The organism is Paenibacillus wynnii (assembly GCF_000757885.1).
In the GTDB taxonomy this organism is placed as follows: Bacteria; Bacillota; Bacilli; order Paenibacillales; family Paenibacillaceae; genus Paenibacillus_AQ; species Paenibacillus_AQ wynnii.
Genome location: NZ_JQCR01000003.1, coordinates 1,473,704 through 1,494,697, shown reverse-complemented (window position 1 = coordinate 1,494,697; position 20,994 = coordinate 1,473,704). Strand labels below are relative to the sequence as shown.

Below are 20,994 nucleotides of genomic sequence, written 5' to 3'. Positions count from 1 at the left end.
AGACGGCGAATGCAGAGCTATGAACAAAGTCTCCAGCAGACCCGTAAATATCTGCTGGAACACGACGATTATCTTGTAGTGTCGCATGTTCAGCCGGACGGAGATGCAGTCAGTTCCACCCTTGCGGTGGGCTGGCTTCTCTCATGTCTGGGCAAGAAATACACTATGATCAATGAAGGTCCGATCCCAACACGGATGGAATACCTATGGCATTCAAGTGACATTGTTAATATGTCCACTGCCGAATCCCTAGGTCAATTCAGCAATGTCATCTGCGTCGATTGTGCTGATTTTCAACGTGTAGGAATGACACAAAGATATTTTGCCGAGGATGCCCTTATCGTTAATATAGATCATCACCCAACGAACAATGGGTATGGCTATGTAAACTTAATTAAACCGGATGCTGCTGCAACTGCAGAAATTCTGTTTGATTTGTTGAAGATGTTTGAGGTGGAATGGAACATAGATATTGCCACGGCAATCTATACCGGACTCCTTACAGATACAGGGGGTTTCCGTTATTCCAATACTTCTTCAAAGGTGATGTCCGCAGTCTCTGAGTTGTTGGCCCTAGGAGTTAACGGCCCTGAACTGGCTGAAACATTACTTGAGGAGATGACACTTCCACAGGTTAAAGTATTGAACCGAGCTCTCGATACATTGCAGTTATCTCCAGAAGGAGATATAGCCTGGGTTTACGTTACCCCACAGGATATGATGGATTGCGGTGCTGCTAATGAGGACTTGGAGGGGATCGTTAATTATCCCCGCAATATTCGTGGTGTGGAGGTTGGAATTCTTTTCAAGGTCATTCATGATCATGCTGTTAAGGTCAGTCTACGTTCAGCTGGAAAAGTGGATGTTGCTGCATTGGCCCAAATCTTCGGTGGAGGCGGTCATACCCGTGCTGCAGGCGCTCGTATAGAGGCAGCTTTAGAGCAGGTTATACCGCAAGTACTGAAGGAGGTAAGACGGTATTTATGAGTGAATTAGAAGGTGTTTTAGCTGTCTATAAGCCCGCAGGCTTTACTTCGCATGATGTAGTTGCTAAGGCACGCCGTATCCTCGGGATGAAACGGATTGGCCATACAGGTACGCTTGATCCTCAGGTTACCGGCGTTTTGCCGCTTTGCCTGGGACGGGCTACACGTGTGGTTGAATATATTCAGGAACTCCCTAAGGAATATGTGGCTACCCTCCGCTTAGGAATGTCCAGCGATACGGAGGATTTAACGGGAACCATAACGGAATCCGTTGATGAGGTCCATGTAACGGAGGAAGAGATTCTTGAGGTGCTTCAACAATTTACAGGAGTAATTTCCCAGACACCTCCTATGTACTCCGCTGTTAAGGTCGACGGTAAGCGTCTTTATGAGCTGGCCCGTGAAGGCAAAACCGTAGAGCGTAAGAGCCGTGAAGTGGAAATTTATGAAATAGAAATGCTCGGTATGATCTGGAACGATACATACCCGGATATTACCTTTCGAGCGCTCTGTTCTAAAGGGACTTATATTCGTACACTTTGTGTTGATATCGGACGGGCATTAGGACTTCCTGGTGTAATGGTGAAGCTTACAAGAACAATGTCAGCAGGCATAACAGCCGATCATTGTTTAACCTTAGAAGAAATTGCTGAGCACCGGGCAGCGGGTACGCTTCAAGACCATCTAATTCCGGCGGACCAATCGATTGCTCATATGCCTATGTATACGGTGATGGAAGAGAAGAAGAAGGCTGCCCTTCAGGGCCAACGACTTTCCACCCGTTTTGTATCTCCTGAAGTTAAGACTGCCGGACATTTTCGCCTGTATGATCTGCAGGGGCTATTCCTCGGGATCTATGAGCTGGACGAAAGCGGATCTATTGCTCCTGTCAAAGTGTTTGCACAAATGTAAGACTGATTTTACAAAGTGAATTGCAGGTGAGAAACAGCGTGAGAACCGTAACCTTAACCTATCCTATATCGCCGGAGAGCGCTGCAGAGTGGGCTCAGCCCCAAGTGGCTGCTCTAGGCCAGTTTGACGGTCTGCACCGTGGACATGCCAGTGTGATTAAATCTGTTGTTGCTCTGGCACGCCAAAAGGGTGTTGCTGCTGCAGTGATAACCTTTCATCCCCATCCTAAAGACGTTATGGGCAAGGGTGACTATGACGGATATTTGACACCTCCATTAGACAAGCAGGAGCTTCTGGTTGAGATGGGTGTTGATATTCTTTATATTATTGAGTTTAATGAGCAGCTTTCCAGAGTAAGCCCGCAAAACTTTGTGTCCGGCATGTTGCTGCCGCTCCAACTTGTAACCGCAGTGATCGGTTTTGATTTCCGCTTCGGTTACAAAGGAGAGGGAGATGCTGATATGTTGCGTGAGCTGGGACAAGGGATCATGGATGTAGAAACCGTTCCCCCGTTCCTGCTTAACGAACAGAAGGTGAGCAGCTCTGGAATTCGCAGAAGCCTGCAAAGCGGGGAGTTGGAACTTGCTAACTACTGGTTTGGCCGTTGCTATCATCTGCGTGGAACCGTGGTGCATGGTGAGAAACGGGGACGTACTATTGGGTTCCCTACGGCGAATCTACAATTAGAGGATCATTTTGTCATTCCTGCAAAAGGGGTTTATGCAGTGCGCGCATTCTATAATAATCAGGTTCTGCCTGGGGTTATGAATGTGGGTGTTAAGCCTACTTTTCATGAAGGTGAGACCAAGCCGAGCTTTGAGGTGCATTTATTCGATTTTAACGGGGATTTGTATGGCCTGCAGTTGACAGTGGAATTGGTCTCATATATACGGCCGGAGCGTAAATTCGACTCCATTCAGGCCTTAGTACAGCAGATCAGCGCTGATGCTGAGACTGCCAAAAAGATCTTAATAGATATACAATAAACTGCTCTGGACAGGACGTTTACTTTTATCTTGTAAGGTGCTATACTGATTAACGTTGCTGAACGGCAACAAACAGAACCTTAGCTTGGTTATTCGATCTCACCGACGGTGACGAGGCTATTGGCGATTATAATGAAGGAGGTGAACAGGATGGCATTGACTCAAGAACGTAAACACCAATTGATTGACGAGCACAAAACTCACGAATCCGATACTGGATCCCCTGAGGTGCAAGTTGCTATCCTTACGGAGAACATCGTTAATTTGACTGACCACTTGCGCACACACAAGAAGGATCATCATTCCCGCCGTGGATTGCTGAAGATGGTTGGACAACGTCGTAAATTGCTGGCGTATTTGAAGAATAAAGACATCAGACGTTACAGCGCTCTGATCGAAAGACTCGGATTGCGTCGTTAATATTCGATATGATTACCCTTAAAGCAGCCTGGATGTTTACCGTATGTCCTTCTCGGAGCGACAACGGGGACAACCGGGTTGCTTTTTGAAAATTAGGGTATTATATTTCTTATGGGACCTATAACTAACTTTGCAAATTTATATTATTCGCATAAAACGGCTACTACTTCAAATGAGGCCAGGCCGTTTTTGCTTGTATTGTATAAAGAATCGGGAGTTGTCCTTAACGGGATGGATATGCAAGAACTGCAGCTCCACTTAATTTAACAAGATGTGAACCTGCTGTATTAGAGAGCGGGTCTACTTACATTCAAGGAGGGAATTTATGGAACATCGTGTTGAAATGCAGCTGGGCGGAAGACGCCTTGTACTGGAAACAGGCCGCTTAGCTAAGCAGGCAAACGCAGCAGTTATGGTGCGTTATGGAGATACTTCAGTATTATGTACGGTTACAGCTTCCAAAGAACCTAAGGATTTGGATTTCTTTCCACTTACAGTCAACTACGAGGAAAGACTATACGCAGTTGGTAAAATCCCCGGCGGATTTATCAAACGTGAAGGAAGACCTAGTGAAAAGGCTATTCTTTCGAGCCGGTTAACTGACCGTCCTATTCGTCCTCTGTTTCCGGAAGGCTTCCGTAATGATGTTCAGGTAATGAACATGGTTATGAGCGTAGACCAAGACTGCACACCGGAAATTGCAGCTATGATCGGTACTTCGGCTTCACTTAGTATTTCTGATGTTCCTTTTGACGGACCGATTGGCGGCGTGGCTGTAGGTCGGGTTAATGGCGAATTCGTGATCAACCCTGATATTGCTCAACAAGCAGTTAGCGACATGTATCTGGTAGTAGCCGGAACCAAAGAAGCTATCATGATGGTAGAAGCAGAAGCGAATGAATTAACAGAAGATATCATGTTAGAAGCCATTATGTTTGGACATGATGAAATTCGCAAAATTGTAGCTATGATTGAAGAGCTGGTTAAACTTGCCGGTAAAGAAAAAATGGCTGTGAAGCTGCATGCGGTAAACGCTGAAGTGAACGCTGATGTTCGCGCTATGGCAGAAAGCCGTCTTGTAGCAGCTGTCAAAATTGCTGAGAAGCATGCCCGTCAAGAAGCTATTGATGTCGTAAACAATGAAACCGTTGCGTATTTCGTTGAGAAATACATAGAATCACCGGAACTTCTGAAGGATGTGAAGGAAGTTCTTCACGATATCGTAAAAGAAGAAGTTAGACGTCTTATCACGCATGACAAAGTTCGTCCAGATGGTCGTAAGCTTGATGAAATTCGTCCGATTGAATGTGATACAAGCCTTCTGCCGCGTACTCACGGCTCCGGTCTATTCACACGCGGTCAAACACAAGTACTTAGCGTATGTACACTGGGTGCTCTTGGTGATGTGCAAATTCTTGACGGTATTGATCTTGCCGAAACCAAACGATTCATGCACCATTATAATTTCCCTCCATTCAGCGTAGGTGAAGCCCGTCCGCTTCGTCCTCCGGGTCGTCGTGAAATCGGTCATGGAGCATTGGGTGAACGTGCTTTGTCCAAGGTTATTCCTAGTGAAACTGAATTCCCGTATACCATCCGTCTCGTTTCCGAGGCTATTGAGTCTAACGGGTCGACTTCCCAAGCAAGTATCTGTGCCAGCATCTTGGCTATGATGGATGCCGGGGTGCCTATTAAAGCACCTGTTGCCGGTGTGGCTATGGGTCTCATCAAGGATGGGGAGCATGTATCCATCTTGACAGATATTCAAGGCATGGAAGATCACCTGGGTGATATGGACTTTAAGGTAGCAGGTACAGCAGCAGGTGTAACTGCCATTCAAATGGACATCAAGATTGCCGGTATCGACCGTCAAATCCTGCAGAATGCATTACAGCAGGCAAAAGAGGGACGTATGTTCATCTTGGGTAAAATGCTGGAGTCTATCTCTGAGCCAAGACCTACTTTGTCCAAATATGCTCCAAAGATTATTATTATTAATATTAATCCCGACAAGATCCGTGATGTTATCGGTGCTGGCGGTAAGATTATCAATAAAATCATTGAAGAAACCGGCGTAAAAATTGATATCGAGCAGGATGGCCGTGTCTTCATTGGATCCTCCAACGAAGAAATGATCCAAAAAGCCCGTACTATTATTGAAGGCATTGTACGTGAAGTACAAGTCGGCGAAATTTACGTAGGTACTGTAAGACGAATTGAGAAATTCGGTGCTTTTGTCGAATTGATCCCAGGTAAAGACGGATTGGTGCATATCTCTCAGCTCTCCACAGAGCGCGTAGCAAAAGTTGAAGATGTAGTTGCTATTGGCGATACCATTACTGTAAAAGTAACCGAAATCGACCCACAGGGCCGCGTCAACCTGTCCCGCAAAGCTGTGCTGACCTCCGAAAGCGGAGCAAAAGCGTAAAACTCCTATTAAAGAACAGATTAGGGTTTTAGTTATCAAAAGAGACAGAAGCGATTACGCTCTGGCTCTTTTTTTAAAATATAAGGGAACTATAAGTCTTGTATGGATAAAGTATGCGGGTCGGGTTTAGCTGTATGCATGCATAAATCATCCATTTGTATCATAGGTTGGGACAAAGCGTCCCCTCAACCAAAAAGGGACGGTATACCGTTTCTGTTGGGGAGGATGTCGCACGATGAAGTTGGAAAAAACGGCGGTAGTGCTGGCCTGCATAGCTATCGTAATCGGGATTGGAAGCAGTACGGGGCCGGTTAAGACAATGCTGGAGGAAATATCACCACAGCATGGAAATGTCGCTGTATTGAACATTAATTCAGAAACTCCAAGCGAAAAAATGCGCAGGGTTATCAAGGCCAAGGCACTAGAGCTCAAAGCACCGCCGGTGAACGCTGTCGTAGACAAGGTTTGGAAGGCAATTCCAGGCTATAACGGATTGGAAGTAGATGTTGATGCTACATACCAGAAATCACTTTTAGTGTCATCAAATGCAGCAATTAAGTACGTATACAAGCAGATCAAACCTGAAGTTACTTTAGATGATTTGGGAGCCCACCCGATATATCGGGGAAATCCGGGCAAGCCCATGGTATCCTTGATGATTAATGTTGCGTGGGGAAACGAATATATTTTGCCTATGCTTGATATTTTGGACGAGGAAAAGGTTAAAGTGACTTTTTTTCTGGATGGCAGCTGGTTAAGTCATAATCAGGAGCTTGCCGCAGAAATGTTTAAACGAGGGCATGAACTGGAGAACCACGCGTATACCCACCCGCAAATGAGTAACCTGAGCAGAGCCAGAGCAACACTTGAAATCGATAAAACGCAAAAGCTATTGGAGAATATGGGTATAACTAATAAATGGTTTGCTCCGCCTTCGGGTGATTTTGACCAGGAAACGGTCGACATTGCGAGAGGTCTCGGATTAAAAACGGTGCTATGGACACTGGATACGGTAGATTGGCGGAATCCGACTCCTGAATCTGTAATAGCCAAAATTACGGCAAAGGTCGAACCTGGTTTTCTGATATTAATGCACCCCACCTCATCCTCATCCCAAGCGCTAAGGGGTATGATTCACGGGATAAAGGCAAAGGGACTGAAACTGGGAACGGTTAGCCAGACGCTGTCAGCAGATCGTATAATACCCTCTGAGGTTGAGTGAGAGGTTTAATTCTGTTATAAATGTAGGAAGAAACAGGGCTATGCCAGGAGGATTTTGAAGTGGAGAAAATAGTGCTTTCTAACGGGTTGCGAGTAGTAATGGAGAAGATCCCAACTGGACGGTCCGTATCCTTCGGAATTTGGGTCAGAACAGGGTCGAGAAACGAACGTCTTGAGAATAATGGGATCTCCCATTTTGTAGAACATATGCTGTTTAAGGGAACGGACCGCTTCAGTGCAAAGGATATTGCGGAGCAGTTTGATGCGATTGGCGGAAATGTTAATGCGTTCACCTCTAAGGAATATACTTGCTATTATGCTAAAGTTCTGGACGAGCATTTGCCAATTGCCATCGATATGCTTTCGGATATGTTTTTTCGTTCACAGATGGATGCTGAGGAGCTTAAGAAAGAAAAGAACGTTATTCTCGAAGAAATCGCGATGTGCGAGGATACGCCTGATGATTTAGTGCATGACCTGATGTGTGCTGCTGCCTATGGTGATCATCCGTTGGCATATACCATTTTAGGTTTGAAGGAACGGCTAATGGACATGACTCCAGACGATCTTAGGGCCTACATGAAGGATCAATATACCATTGAGAACACAGTAATTAGTGTGGCGGGTAATATCAATGACGGACTTATCGAGCTGCTGGAGAAGCATTTTGGCACTTTTGACAATCATGGTTCATCGGCTTCTTTGACTCCTCCGGATTTCCATGGTGATTTAAGATTCCACCGCAAAAAAACCGAACAGAATCACATATGTCTTTCTCTTCCAGGGGTTCGTACGGGAGATCCTTTACAATATGCGATGGTCTTAATTAACAATGCTGTCGGTGGTGGAATGAGCTCGCGGATGTTCCAAGAAATACGTGAAAAGCGCGGGTTGGCCTATTCGGTCTTCTCTTATCACAGCTCCCAAGCGGATAGCGGCCTGTTTACGGTGTATGCGGGTACTGCTCCTAAGCAGACGAAGGATGTCATGGAACTAACCAAAGAGATGATGCAAGAGCTTGCGGAGAAGGGCTTAAGCGAGGATGAATTGAGAAAAGGGAAGGAACAGCTTAAAGGCAGCCTTATTCTCAGTTTGGAGAGCACAAGCAGCCGCATGAACCGGATCGGTAAGAATGAGCTGATGCTGGGTAGACATCATTCACTAGATGATATGATTGCCAAAATTGGGGAAGTAACCATGGAGGATATAAACATGGTATTGAACCTTATGTTTGCTGAGCCTTTGGCTATTGCAATGGTAGGCTCATCAGATAAAGTTATGAATAAAGTTAGGAGAGATGATCTTGTCTTATTACGTTCAAATTAATAAACTTCCGGGAAATGAAGAGGTCTTTCTGCCTCGTAAAATGTCTGAGCAGGCATCGGGGTATGACCTGTTCGCAGCAGTGGATGGGGAGTTTACACTTGCTCCTGGGCAACGTGCACTAATTCCGACGGGCATAGCCTTGGCTATGCCGGATGGACTAGAAGCACAGATACGCCCACGCAGTGGATTGGCACTGAAGCATGGTATTACATGTCTGAATACACCGGGAACCATCGATGCCGACTACCGGGGTGAAATTAAGGTATTATTAATCAATCTGGGTCAGGAGCCTTTTGTTATTTGCCGTAATGAGCGGATTGCTCAGATGGTATTTCAGGCTGTACCTTCTATAACATTGGTAGAGGTGGAGCAGCTTTCAGATACGGAGCGTGGCGCCGGAGGGTTCGGACATACCGGGAAATAATTTTTTAAGATATTATGCTTGCGGAACATGCCAATCAGGTATGAACCGCAAGCTTTTTTTTGTTTTTAACTGTGCTGAACCGGCTGTTGGCGCTCGCGATCCTCTTTCACCCATTGGCAGCCCGTGGCATAAGATGCTTTATAGTCGAGAGTGTAGTTGAAAGGAGCGTCATCCCTTATGCTTACTGGCGTCAGGATCGTCTTCCTGGGTGGGGACGCAAGACAGTTTGAAATCATTCGAAAGTGTGTGGAATTGGATGCCACAGTAAGCGCTGCCGGGTTCGATAAATGGGTAACCCCATTTGAAGGGGTTAGCTTGGAACTGATGACTGCAGAGTTATTGAGTAATGCTGATGTGTTAGTGCTCCCTACGGTAGGCTGCGATGATGAAGGGAATATCAAGACCATGTTCTCCGCTCAGCAACTTCAATTACTGGATGAACATGCAGCGGCCTTGCCGGCCAACTGTAAGATTTATACCGGTATGGCAAAAGAATACTTACGCCAGCTATGCTCCAAGTATAAGCTGAAGCTGGTAGAACTATTGGATCGTGACGATGTTGCTATTTACAATTCTATCCCGACGGCAGAAGGTGCACTGGTACTGGCTATTCAGAATACCGATTTTACCGTACATGGGTCCACTTCGATGGTACTCGGGATGGGAAGAACGGGGTTCACGATGGCTAGAAGCCTTCAGGGATTGGGTTCGAACGTTAAGGTGGGAGTTCGGCGGCAAGAGCATTATGCCCGAGCAGAGGAAATGGGCTGGAAGGCTTTTTTGACTGAAAATTTGCTTTCACAGGTGTCGGATACCGATTTAATATTCAATACGATTCCCAGCATGATCATAACCGCACAGATTCTCTCACGCATTCCCCGACACTGCGTCATTATCGATCTTGCCTCTGCACCGGGTGGGTGCGATTTTCGTTTTGCGGAAAAAAGGGGAATAAAGGCGATACTGGCTCCGGGTCTTCCTGGAATAGTAGCTCCCAAGAGTGCTGGAATCATTATGGCGAATGCGCTGGTACAGTCGATTTCGGACGAGACTTTTAATCAGGGGGGATGAATATGGACTGGAAAGGTATAACAGTTGGGTACGCCATTACGGGCTCCCACTGTACATTTGCTGAGGTGATGCCGCAGATTCAGCGCTTCATCGATGGGGGTGCGAACGTCGTTCCTATTGTCTCAGGATCCGTATTAACAACGAATACCAGGTTCGGTACATCGGAAAATTGGCTAAAACAGTTGAAAGATATAACAGGGAATGATATCATTTCTACAATTGTTGAAGCAGAACCGTTAGGTCCTTCCAAGCTGCTGGATGTGCTTACGATAGCACCCTGTACTGGAAATAGCCTGAGCAAGCTGGCTAATGCAATGACGGACAGTCCGGTACTCATGGCGGCAAAGTCGCAAATGCGTAATGGTCGGCCGCTTGTTTTAGCAATATCAACAAACGATGGCTTGGGTCTGAATGCTGCGAATATTGCAAAGTTGCTGGTGGCTAAGAATATTTATTTTGTACCGTTTGGTCAGGATAATCCTCAAGGGAAGCCAAATTCTTTGGTGGCACGGATGGAACTCATTCCGGAGGCCTGCTATGCTGCACTTCAGGGAAGCCAGCTGCAACCGATGATCGTCGAGCGGTTTCATTCAGCGTAGTAATTTTGATGACACAGTAGATCCAGCTGTAACTAATAGAAGGGGAGATGCACCAAATGAGCAATGTAAAGTTTAATGTAGCCGTTGTCGGAGCAACAGGAGCGGTAGGAGAACAAATTATAGGTCTCTTGGAGAAGCGGGATTTCCCGATTGCCAAGTTGAAGTTGTTGTCTTCTCCGCGGTCGGCAGGGACAGTCATAAACTTTAAGGGCCAAGATATAGTAGTAGAAGTAGCTACCCCCGAAAGTTTTGAAGGCATTGATATTGCTTTGTTCAGCGCCGGCGGAGATGTGAGTAAAGCTCTTGCGCCTCACGCAGTACGCCATGGTGCTGTTTGTATTGATAATACAAATGCGTTCCGTATGGATCCGGGCACTCCGCTTGTTGTACCTGAGGTTAACCCGGAGCAAATTGATAACCATAAGGGTATTATTGCCAATCCTAACTGTTCAACCATTCAAATGGTAGCTGCACTCAAGCCACTGCAGGACAAATACGGCATCGCTCGTATTATCGTATCCACCTATCAAGCGGTATCTGGTGCAGGTGCTCGTGCTATTGATGAACTTTTACGCCAGAGCAAGGAAGTGCTGGATGGCGGCGAGATTAATCCGGATATTCTGCCGGTAGGTTCACTTCCGGTGAAACATCAAATCGCTTTCAATGCCATTCCGCAAATTGATAAATTTAATGAGAACGGCTATACGCTTGAAGAAATGAAAATGGTCAATGAAACGAAGAAGATTATGGGTGATGATTCTATTGAGGTGACAGCTACTTGTGTTCGTATTCCGGTAGTCTACGGTCACTCTGAATCGATCTACGTTGAATTGAAGTCTGATTATGAGCTAGACGAGGTTCGTGAACTTCTGTTAAATGCACCGGGAATTACGTTACAAGATGATCCGTCTTCTCAATCTTATCCACTGGCAACTCATGCTGCCGGCAAACCCGATGTATTCGTCGGACGGCTACGCCGGGATCTTGGGGCCAAGCGTGGTCTTAATATGTGGGTGGTCTCCGATAATTTGATGAAAGGCGCGGCTTGGAATGCTGTGCAGATTGCCGAGATCATCGCTTCACAAAGATCATAATCTCACTATCCACCGTCCTCTTCCTTTCGAGGGCGGTTCAATTATTTGACTTCATAATCGTATTGAAATGCGCAGGTTCTAGCTCACTTTACGGGTTAACTCCTGCGTGTTTGTTGATGTGTTTGCATAGTAATGGAGGAATTATACATGGGTATTTTAGTGCAAAAGTTCGGTGGAACCTCACTTTCCACCCCGCAAGCCAGAGAACATGTCATAGGGCATGTTAAGCGCGAGCTGGCTAATGGATATAGTCTGGTTATTGTAGTCTCAGCAATGGGACGCAGAGGGGAGCCTTATGCCACCGATACTTTGTTGGATTGGGCTGTACAGAACGGCAATGCGCTGCCGGATCGGGAGAAAGACCTGCTGCTGTGCTGCGGTGAAATTATTTCAGCCACAACGCTCTGCAGTTTACTTCAGATGGAGAATATCCCTTCTACAGTGCTTACAGGCGCGCAGGCTGGATTTTTAACGGATAGCAGCTATGGCAATGCAAGAATCCTTGATGTGCGCCCTGAGCGTATTTTGCGTGAGCTGAGAGAGCATAAGGTAGTTATAGTAACAGGGTTTCAGGGTCAAACTGAAGCGGGCGACTTTACAACCCTCGGTCGGGGAGGCAGCGACACCTCGGCGACAGCATTAGGTGCAGCACTCCGCGCAGATATGGTTGATATTTATACGGATGTGGATGGCATATTAACAGCAGATCCCCGTATTGTAGAAGATGCGAAGCCTTTGGCTTATATGACTTATACCGAAATTTGTAATATGGCTTATCAGGGAGCGAAGGTAATCCATCCCCGTGCGGTTGAGATCGCGATGCAGGCACAAATTCCGGTGCGTGTACGATCGACGTTCTCTGAAGGGGAAGGAACGCTCGTTACCCTGCAGGAAGGATTTAATGATATGCAGAACGGCGGAATTGTAGACCGTTTTGTTACAGGCATAGCTTATGTAAGCAATATTACACAAATCGCCGTGGATTGCCCCGATGGAAATGTGGATGGCGTTCAACTGCAAATTTTCAAAAGTATGGCGGATAATGGCATCAGTGTTGATTTTATTAATGTAACTCCTACAGGAGCAGTGTATACGGTATTCGATAACAACTCGGAAAAAGCAATCTCTGCACTTCAAGAGCTTGGACTTCGTCCAAAGAGCTTATCGGGATGTGCAAAGGTATCTGTAATTGGCGGTGGGATTAACGGGGTTCCGGGGATCATGGCTCATGTCGTAGAGGCACTAAGCTCTCAGAACATCCAGATCTTGCAGTCTGCAGATTCCAATACCACGATTTGGGTACTCGTAAAAAAAGAGGATATGGTGCAATCTCTGCGTTCGCTGCATGCCAAGTTTGAACTTCACCGTTAGGAGGAGGAATTCAAGTGGATTTCGGAAGATTAATTACGGCCATGGTCACCCCTTTTGACAAGGCAGGAGAAATCAACTGGGAGGAAACTTCTCGGCTTGTAGATTATTTAGTTGAGGAACAGAAAACAGAGGGTCTGGTCGTCTGCGGTACGACTGGGGAATCTCCAACCTTGACGGATGATGAGAAACTTAAATTATTCGCTTATGTAAAAGAAGAAGCACGGGGACGTTGTAAAGTTATCGCAGGAACGGGCAGTAACAGCACAAGGCACTCTATTCATCTCACCAAAGAAGCAGAGAAGCTGGGAGTGGACGGAGCGTTGCTGGTTGTTCCTTATTACAACAAGCCGAATCAGGAAGGACTGTACCAGCACTTTGCAGGTATAGCGGCGGAGACTCGTCTCCCGCTCATTCTATACAATGTCCCGGGCCGTACCAGTGTGTGCATGAGTGCCGCTACAACGATACGCTTGGCGCAAATTCCTAATATCGTTGCAACAAAGGAATGTGTGTCGGTGGATCAGGTTACCCTTATAGCTGCCGGCAGTCCCCAGGATTTTCATGTCTACTCAGGTGACGATGCTGCTGCATTGCCAACATTGGCTGTGGGAGGCCACGGGATTATCAGTGTAGCCAGTCATATTGTCGGAGCTCAGATGGCGGAGATGATCAGTTCCTATATTTCCGGTGATGTTCGGAAAGCCGGGGAAATTCACCGCAAGCTGTTCCCTATTTTCAAAGGGTTGTTCGAATGTCCGCAACCGCTGCCGAACCCCTCAGCTGTTAAATACGCCTTAGAGATGCGCGGCTTGAAGGTTGGTTCCGTAAGACTTCCCTTAATTTCCCCAACTGAAGATGAAGCAGCGTTTATAGAAGCACTTTTGAAATCATAGGATTGAGTGGAATATCCACCATAAAAACCGGTATCTCTTTTTAAGGAGAATCGGTTTTTTTTGTGAATCTTTACCTTAATCAGAGTCATAATTTACATAAGTAGTTGTTCCTGAATAAAAGTAATAACGCAGATAAATTGTTTAAATAACGATCAGCTTTTGGGGGAATAATAATGATATGGAGTGGACGACTTGTCTTTTGACAAAAAAATCATGTATAATATGGATAAGTGACTGGGTGCGGTTAAAATTAAATATGCTATAATCTTCCGTCAATGTGTTACATTGTGAGACAGGATAGGTCCCTGGATAAGTCTGCCTACTATATGCTATAGTTTCGCGCGAGGGGCGCGGCGGTGAAATTTGACGGCATTTATGGCTTGAGAAGATATTACTGCCCGAAATCGGGAGCTTTAGAATTGCCCAATATGCAGACTTTCGGAATTTCCTCGTTGCTTCCGGAAGCTTTAAGCAGTTTGAAGAATGTGTTCAGCGCCGCTGAAATAACGAAGTTCAATGTTTTAAATAATAGTATGACGTCCAACATCATAGGAGGGTTAGATTCATTTGTCCAAAAAAACAAACAACGATAAACTGACGATATTCGCTTTGGGCGGAGTCGGCGAAATCGGGAAGAACATGTACGTTATTCAATATGGAGCGGATATTGTAGTCGTGGATTCAGGACTTAAATTCCCTGAAGAGGATATGCTCGGTATTGATATCGTTATTCCTGACATTTCGTATTTGACGGAAAATCGCGATAAGGTAAGAGGCATCGTGCTTACGCATGGACATGAAGACCACATTGGCGGTCTGCCTTACGTCTTGAAGAATTTGAATGTTCCAGTATACGGAACAAGATTAACTTTAGGTCTTGTGGAAAACAAGCTGAAGGAAGCGAATTTGCTTGGAGATACCAAACGGATTTTGATTCATGAGGATTCGGAAATTCAACTGGGAACTTCTCTAAAAGCTACGTTCTTCAGAACGAATCACAGTATTCCTGACTCTGTCGGAGTATGTATCGAAACTCCTGAAGGCAACGTAGTCCATACGGGCGACTTCAAATTTGACCATACCCCAGTTAATGGCCAATTTGCAAACCTGCACCGTATGGCTGAAATCGGCACAAAAGGTGTACTCGCACTTTTGTCTGACAGCACCAACGCTGAGAAGCCAGGCTTCACACCATCAGAAAAAAATGTAGGAATTGTCCTCGAGGATATATTCCGCAAGGCTGAACAACGTGTCGTTGTAGCGACCTTCGCATCCAACGTGCACCGTATTCAGCAAGTAGTAAATGCTGCTGAATCAACAGGCCGCAAGATTACAGTTATCGGCCGCAGCATGGTTAATGTTGTGTCCATTGCTTCCGAGCTAGGCTATCTGAATGTACCGGAAGGTATGTTGATTGAGCCAGAAGAAATGAACAGAATGGCGGCAAACCGTGTAGTCGTTCTTTGCACAGGCAGTCAAGGCGAGCCAATGTCTGCATTGACACGTATGGCACGCTCCAGCCACCGTAAAGTTGATATTATGCCGGGAGACACTGTTATTATTGCAGCAACTCCAGTACCGGGTAATGAGAAATATGTAGGCCGTACGATTGATGAATTGTTCCGTTTGGGCGCCAACGTTATCTATAGTGGATCCAATTCCGGCGTTCACGTCTCCGGTCATGGTAGCCAGGAAGAATTGAAGCTGATGCTTAACCTGATGAAACCTAAATATTTCATTCCAATTCACGGTGAATACCGGATGCAGCGCAAGCATGCATTATTGGCGGAATCCGTTGGTGTGGAACCAAGCAACATATTCATTACTGAGCTTGGCGAAGTCATTGAAATTTCGAATGGTGCTGCACGCAGAGCTGGTAAGGTTACTGCAGGTAATGTACTTATTGACGGCTTGGGTGTTGGTGATGTGGGTAACATCGTACTGCGTGACCGTAAACTTTTGTCCCAAGATGGTATTCTCGTTGTCGTGGTAACCTTAAGCAAGCAGAACGGAGCCATCGTTTCAGGACCAGACATTATTTCTCGTGGATTTGTATATGTACGTGAGTCCGAAGGACTTCTGGACGAAGCGAACCGTATTGTCTCCGGTACACTTCAACGTCTTATGAGCGAGAAAGTGAACGAATGGGCATCCCTCAAAACAAGTGTGAAAGATTCACTGGGCCGATTCTTGTATGAACAAACTCGTCGCAGACCGATGATTTTGCCGATTATTATGGAAGTATAAGGAGAACTCCTCCTAAATTATATGTTTACTCAAATAAGTCTCTTCTCCCGGAAATATTGGACGGTTTCCGACGGTGAAGGGGCTTTTTGTGTTGAGCTCTGGCAACATATTCTGCGTACCTTGAATAATGCTGCGCCCTCTGATGTCATACTAAGGAAAGTCAGCAGGCTGCAGCGGTATGGCTGTAAGCGGAAGGGAGAGCTTTTAACAATGAACAATAATGTGGGATCCCAATCTAATGAGCAAATGGGTGGAGAAACTATACCTGTTCCGGTAAGAACGGAGAACATCCCGAATGGGGAAATTGCAACACTGGGTGCAGTCAAAGAGCTTGGACAGAACGTAGTTCCAAATGGAGAACCCGATATTTTTTGTATGACCATAATAGGACAAATAGAAGGGCATCTTGTTCTCCCTCCTCATAACAAAACAACGAAATATGAACATATTATCCCTCAGTTGGTGGCTGCAGAGCAGAGTAAAAACATCAAAGGACTGCTAATTATTTTGAATACGGTGGGCGGAGATGTGGAAGCGGGTCTCGCAATAGCCGAGATGATCGCATCCCTGTCGAAACCGACTGTAACGGTAGTTATCGGAGGGGGACATAGTATTGGAGTGCCGATAGCTGTATCGTCCAACTATTCCATTATTGCTGAGAGTGCTACGATGACTATTCATCCCATCCGTATGAACGGTCTTGTGATAGGTGTTCCTCAGACCTTTGAATATATGGAAAAAATGCAGGATCGCGTAGTAAATTTTGTTACGAGTCATTCAAGGATTACTGAGGAAGCCTTCAAGCATCTTATGTTCAAAACAGGTGAACTAAACCGTGATATCGGGACTGCTGTCGGAGGACATGATGCGGTTAAGTACGGTCTTATGGATGAGGTAGGGGGAATTGGAGCTGCGCTTTCACATCTGAACAGCATGATAGGCAATACAACTCCAACCCAGTCCATCAATGGAGGGTTAACCCAATGACACTGTATACGGTAATGCCCATGGAACAGGTCTGGGAAGGAGCGTGGAATGTATCACCTCAGCTGCTGGAACTGCAACAGGGAGGAATGCTAATGCAGGTAGAACCTCTTGAGCACGGGAGAGCCCGTATTGTGCGGCTAATAAATTGCCCCTTGAATTGTTATTTGAATCCTGCACTCTCTCCGGGGGCAATAATCCCTTATATATCAAGCTAATAATGGATGATATGGACCCGATATTGGGAAGTGCACAATAACGCATTTTGTGACAAAAGAGAACATAGGTGCGCCACCCCATTATATGGTATAATGTTGTTCTTGGGGGTGGCTTTTGTGGCAAAAAGAAAAAAGAAAAAGAAAAAAGTGCTGCTTGGTAGCGTTTTAAAATATGAAATATATGGGATATTATTAATCACCATTTCTGTCATAGCATTATCAGGGGAAGCGGCGGTGGGCCGTTCTCTTTCAAGTATGGCCGGATATTTATTGGGCCGATTTTATTTCATCCTGCCTCTTATAGGTATATTCTACGGTCTTATGGTCATGATTCACCGCAAGTGGCCTTCCTCTTGGAACAGCCGCCAATCCGGTGTGGTTCTTCTTGTGCTGTCTATGTGTCTTATGAGCAGCATCTCTTCCATGGAGCAGAAGCTGGGACCGTTATCCATGCTCCATCCGAATAATGTCCTTTCACAAATACATAATGATCTTAACGGGGCACTGTCACCAACCTCTAACAGCAGCGAAGTGTTTATGCTGGGCAAAGATATCAGCGGAGGATATCTTGGAGCTCTTGAGTATGCAGCCCTCCTCTGGCTGTTCGGGAACCTGGGTGCAAAGCTATTGATGATTGTAATGCTGGCCATCAGCTTTATGCTGATTACGAACCTTTCTTACGTTGAACTATTTGGGCTGTTTCGCCAACGTACGGTTAAGCTGATTGAAAGCATTCGGCTTCGAGCAGCTAATCGACCACAAGCCGTTCCTGTAACCAGCACACGAGCGGGGAAAGGCAAGAAAGAACCTGTTATTCAGGATGACGATCTGGATGATGATGAGGATTACAATGAAGGTGGACAACCTTTGCCGAATCGCAGACAGCCCCTTTTCTTCAAAAGGTTGGCACAGTGGACATCCGGTTCGCTTAATACAAGAAGTGAGACGGACCATTTAGAGGATGATGAATCTGAACAGGAGCTATCGGGTCAGACGGGTCCTATTATCACAGGATTAACCGGTGGGGCAGCTCCGACTATCGGACCTTTGGACAACGAGAATGAGCTTATTGACGATGATCTGGAACCGGTAACGCCAATCATCCGGGATTTCTTCGAGCATATACGTTCAGAAGGGTTAAGTCAGGAGGACCGCGAAGAATGGAGTGAGTTCTCACCGACTGCACGAAGTGGAGCAGTGGCTCATGAACCGGAGATCTCTCCAGAGGAATTAGCAGCTCTTAATCACTTAGAGGATTTTGGAGACAAGAATGTAATTGATCCATTAGGTAGTTCTGCAGTTGAGGAGGAATTAGTTATTTCACCTCCGCTTCCGCCGCCACCTAAACCTTACAAGCTTCCGCCTTTCCGTCTGTTGACCAAGCCGAGTAATGCGGGTAAAGCCGGTGATCAGAATGATTATATGCAAACCGCTAGGAAGCTGGAGGCAACGCTTGAGAGCTTCGGTGTAAGGGCCAAAGTACTTGAAGTAGTAAGGGGACCTGCTGTTACCCGGTACGAAATTCAGCCGGATATCGGTGTGAAAGTGAGTCGTATTGTTAATCTCACAGATGATATCGCCCTCGCACTGGCTGCCAAAGACATTCGTATGGAGGCCCCAATTCCCGGCAAGTCTGCCATTGGTATTGAGGTGCCAAATCCTGAGGTATCTATTGTAACTATGCGCGAAGTTATGGAAACACAGACCTTTCAGGAGGCTGAATCGAAGCTGACTATCGCTTTCGGACGCGATATTTCTGGGCAGACGATCATTGGTAATCTGGCGAAAATGCCCCATCTTTTGGTAGCGGGTGCTACAGGATCAGGGAAATCTGTTTGTATTAACGGAATTATTGCCAGTATTTTATATAAGGCTAAGCCTAACGAAGTGAAGTTTCTGATGGTCGATCCTAAGATGGTAGAACTTAACGTCTATAACGGAATTCCTCATTTGCTAGCACCTGTAGTTACGGATCCCAAGCGTGCCAGTCTGGCGCTCAAGAAAATCGTTGTAGAAATGGAGAAGAGATACGAGCTGTTCTCCAAATCAGGGACACGGAATGTTGAAGGCTATAATACACTCATGAAGGATAACCCGGATGCTGTGCTTCCTTATATCGTTGTTATTGTGGACGAGCTTGCAGACTTAATGATGGTAGCCGCAAATGATGTAGAAGATGCCATTTGCCGACTTGCACAAATGGCGCGTGCTGCAGGGATTCACTTGATTATTGCGACACAACGTCCTTCAGTAGATGTTATTACTGGGGTTATCAAGGCTAACATTCCTTCGCGGATAGCCTTTGGCGTATCCTCTATGGTCGATTCACGTACCATCCTGGATATGGGAGGGGCAGAGAAGCTGTTGGGTCGCGGAGATATGCTGTTCCTGCCTATGGGATCATCCAAGCCGATTCGTGTACAAGGGGCGTTCCTAAGTGATCAGGAAGTTGAGACTATTGTTCAGTATGTAAGCGGACAAGCTGAGGCTAATTATGATGACTCTATTGTTCCGGAAGTGGATGATTCCAATACGGTGGATCAGGAGCCTCAGGACGAGCTATATGAGCAAGCCGTACAAATAGTACTGGAGGCGAAGCAGGCCTCTGTATCGCTGCTGCAGCGTCGCATGCGTGTAGGTTATACCCGTGCTGCCCGATTGATTGATTCCATGGAGGCCAGAGGAGTCATCGGCTCCTATGAAGGCAGTAAGCCGCGAGAGGTACTCATTTCGTTGGAACAGTATCAGCACAATCGAATCAGTTCATAACACATGGATAAGTGGAGAAGGCATCCCAAGCCAATATATAAGTGGCTTGGGATAGCCTTCTTCTTTTTGTTGAACTCTCCTTTCTAGATAGGTAGTGCATAGGATGTGTTGACAGTCGTCATAATAACTTTAGCCATTCATGCAGAATCTACAAGAGAAAGGTAGAGCGAACCCCTATGAAGAAACAAAAGATGTGGATACTTACCATATTGACCCTTGCATTAACTGCAGGACCGCTTACTGTTCAATGGTATGGGGAACAAGACGGAATTAAGAATAAGAACCAAACTATGTCAGAGTCTAACGGCTCACCACAAGCCGCTTTTGAAGAGGCGCTTCCAGCTTTTAGTACTACTCTGGTTAAATACGGAGCCAAAGGTCAAGATGTATATGAACTTCAGGGAAGGCTGAAGCATTTAGGATTCTATGCCGGAAAAATAGACAGTCAATACGGTCCTATAACACTGAAATCCGTCAAATGGTTTCAATGGAAGTTTGGCATAAAGGCAGATGGAGTCGTAGGAGCCAAAACAAAACTGAAGCTATATAACGCCACTAAGAACTGGAGACCTACCGAGCCAAAAACGGCTGCGGGTGGTGCAGGAAAGAAGGCCGCTACGGCTAAAAAAACCACTACAACAAGTACAGCCAAATTATCTTCAGGTAATGCAATGGGACTATCTGAAAATGATCTGAAGATTATGGCGAATGCCGTGTATGGTGAGGCTAGAGGGGAGCCATTTGAAGGACAAGTTGCTGTTGCTGCGGTTATCCTTAATCGGGTGAAATCCCCGAGTTTTCCTAAAACACCTTCAGGGGTTATATTCCAGCCAGGAGCTTTCACAGCTGTGGCTGACGGCCAAATTTACCTGGAACCTAACGTACAGGCACGTAAGGCGGTACAGCAGGCATTAAGCGGCTGGGATCCGTCAGGAGGATGCATCTATTATTTTAATCCCCGTACAGCAACATCCAAGTGGATTTGGAGCCGCCCGCAGGTCAAGACAATTGGTGAGCATATTTTCTGTATGTAAAATATCACCTT

18 protein-coding genes are annotated in these 20,994 nt (G+C 46.0%); all 18 read left to right on the top strand.

Annotation, left to right across the window (positions count from 1 at the left end):
* The first annotated feature begins 9 nt into the window (after positions 1-9).
* Complete coding sequence (locus PWYN_RS22225) at positions 10-987, top strand: DHH family phosphoesterase (RefSeq protein ID WP_036656395.1); 978 nt, start codon at positions 10-12, stop codon at positions 985-987.
* Positions 984-1,898: a tRNA pseudouridine(55) synthase TruB gene (gene truB, locus PWYN_RS22220; protein ID WP_036656393.1), complete on the top strand. Its 915-nt coding sequence runs from the start codon at positions 984-986 to the stop codon at positions 1,896-1,898. Before PWYN_RS22225 ends, truB begins: the two co-directional genes overlap by 4 nt.
* Positions 1,899-1,936: 38 nt before the next feature.
* Positions 1,937-2,884, top strand: a complete 948-nt coding sequence (locus PWYN_RS22215; protein ID WP_036656392.1) for a bifunctional riboflavin kinase/FAD synthetase — start codon at positions 1,937-1,939, stop codon at positions 2,882-2,884.
* A gap of 150 nt (positions 2,885-3,034) precedes the next feature.
* Positions 3,035-3,304 (top strand): 30S ribosomal protein S15, encoded by a 270-nt coding sequence (rpsO, locus tag PWYN_RS22210; protein WP_036656390.1) that lies wholly within the window; start codon positions 3,035-3,037, stop codon positions 3,302-3,304.
* A 325-nt stretch (positions 3,305-3,629) separates the two neighbouring features.
* Complete coding sequence (gene pnp, locus PWYN_RS22205) at positions 3,630-5,732, top strand: polyribonucleotide nucleotidyltransferase (RefSeq protein ID WP_036656385.1); 2,103 nt, start codon at positions 3,630-3,632, stop codon at positions 5,730-5,732.
* 235 nt (positions 5,733-5,967) lie between these two features.
* A complete protein-coding gene (locus PWYN_RS22200) occupies positions 5,968-6,954 on the top strand; it encodes a polysaccharide deacetylase family protein (RefSeq protein ID WP_036656382.1) in 987 nt (328 codons plus the stop codon).
* A gap of 59 nt (positions 6,955-7,013) precedes the next feature.
* Positions 7,014-8,279 carry a M16 family metallopeptidase gene (locus PWYN_RS22195; RefSeq protein ID WP_036656381.1) on the top strand — a complete coding sequence of 422 codons (1,266 nt, stop codon included), beginning with the start codon at positions 7,014-7,016 and terminating at the stop codon, positions 8,277-8,279.
* On the top strand, positions 8,257-8,703 hold the full coding sequence (gene dut, locus PWYN_RS22190) for a dUTP diphosphatase (protein ID WP_157261240.1): 447 nt from the start codon (positions 8,257-8,259) through the stop codon (positions 8,701-8,703). Before PWYN_RS22195 ends, dut begins: the two co-directional genes overlap by 23 nt.
* A 177-nt stretch (positions 8,704-8,880) precedes the next feature.
* Positions 8,881-9,774 carry a dipicolinate synthase subunit DpsA gene (dpsA, locus tag PWYN_RS22185; RefSeq protein ID WP_036656375.1) on the top strand — a complete coding sequence of 298 codons (894 nt, stop codon included), beginning with the start codon at positions 8,881-8,883 and terminating at the stop codon, positions 9,772-9,774.
* 2 nt (positions 9,775-9,776) lie between these two features.
* Positions 9,777-10,373, top strand: coding sequence for a dipicolinate synthase subunit B (locus PWYN_RS22180; protein WP_036656374.1), 597 nt, complete (start codon positions 9,777-9,779; stop codon positions 10,371-10,373).
* A 56-nt stretch (positions 10,374-10,429) separates the two neighbouring features.
* Complete coding sequence (locus tag PWYN_RS22175) at positions 10,430-11,467, top strand: aspartate-semialdehyde dehydrogenase (protein WP_036656372.1); 1,038 nt, start codon at positions 10,430-10,432, stop codon at positions 11,465-11,467.
* Between the two features lie 147 nt (positions 11,468-11,614).
* Positions 11,615-12,838, top strand: coding sequence for an aspartate kinase (dapG, locus tag PWYN_RS22170; RefSeq protein ID WP_036656371.1), 1,224 nt, complete (start codon positions 11,615-11,617; stop codon positions 12,836-12,838).
* 14 nt (positions 12,839-12,852) lie between these two features.
* Entirely contained in the window at positions 12,853-13,731 is an 879-nt protein-coding gene (gene dapA, locus PWYN_RS22165) for a 4-hydroxy-tetrahydrodipicolinate synthase (RefSeq protein WP_036656370.1), read from the top strand.
* 567 nt (positions 13,732-14,298) lie between these two features.
* A complete protein-coding gene (locus PWYN_RS22155; RefSeq protein ID WP_036656367.1) occupies positions 14,299-15,978 on the top strand; it encodes a ribonuclease J in 1,680 nt (559 codons plus the stop codon).
* A gap of 210 nt (positions 15,979-16,188) precedes the next feature.
* Entirely contained in the window at positions 16,189-16,965 is a 777-nt protein-coding gene (locus tag PWYN_RS22150) for a ClpP family protease (protein WP_036659082.1), read from the top strand.
* A complete protein-coding gene (locus PWYN_RS22145; protein ID WP_036656365.1) occupies positions 16,962-17,180 on the top strand; it encodes a YlzJ-like family protein in 219 nt (72 codons plus the stop codon). The genes PWYN_RS22150 and PWYN_RS22145 overlap by 4 nt, the downstream gene beginning before the upstream one ends.
* 117 nt (positions 17,181-17,297) lie before the next feature.
* Positions 17,298-19,949, top strand: coding sequence for an FtsK/SpoIIIE family DNA translocase (locus PWYN_RS22140; protein WP_036656364.1), 2,652 nt, complete (start codon positions 17,298-17,300; stop codon positions 19,947-19,949).
* A 176-nt stretch (positions 19,950-20,125) separates the two neighbouring features.
* Positions 20,126-20,983 (top strand): spore cortex-lytic enzyme, encoded by an 858-nt coding sequence (gene sleB, locus PWYN_RS22135; protein WP_036656361.1) that lies wholly within the window; start codon positions 20,126-20,128, stop codon positions 20,981-20,983.
* Positions 20,984-20,994: the final 11 nt, after the last annotated feature.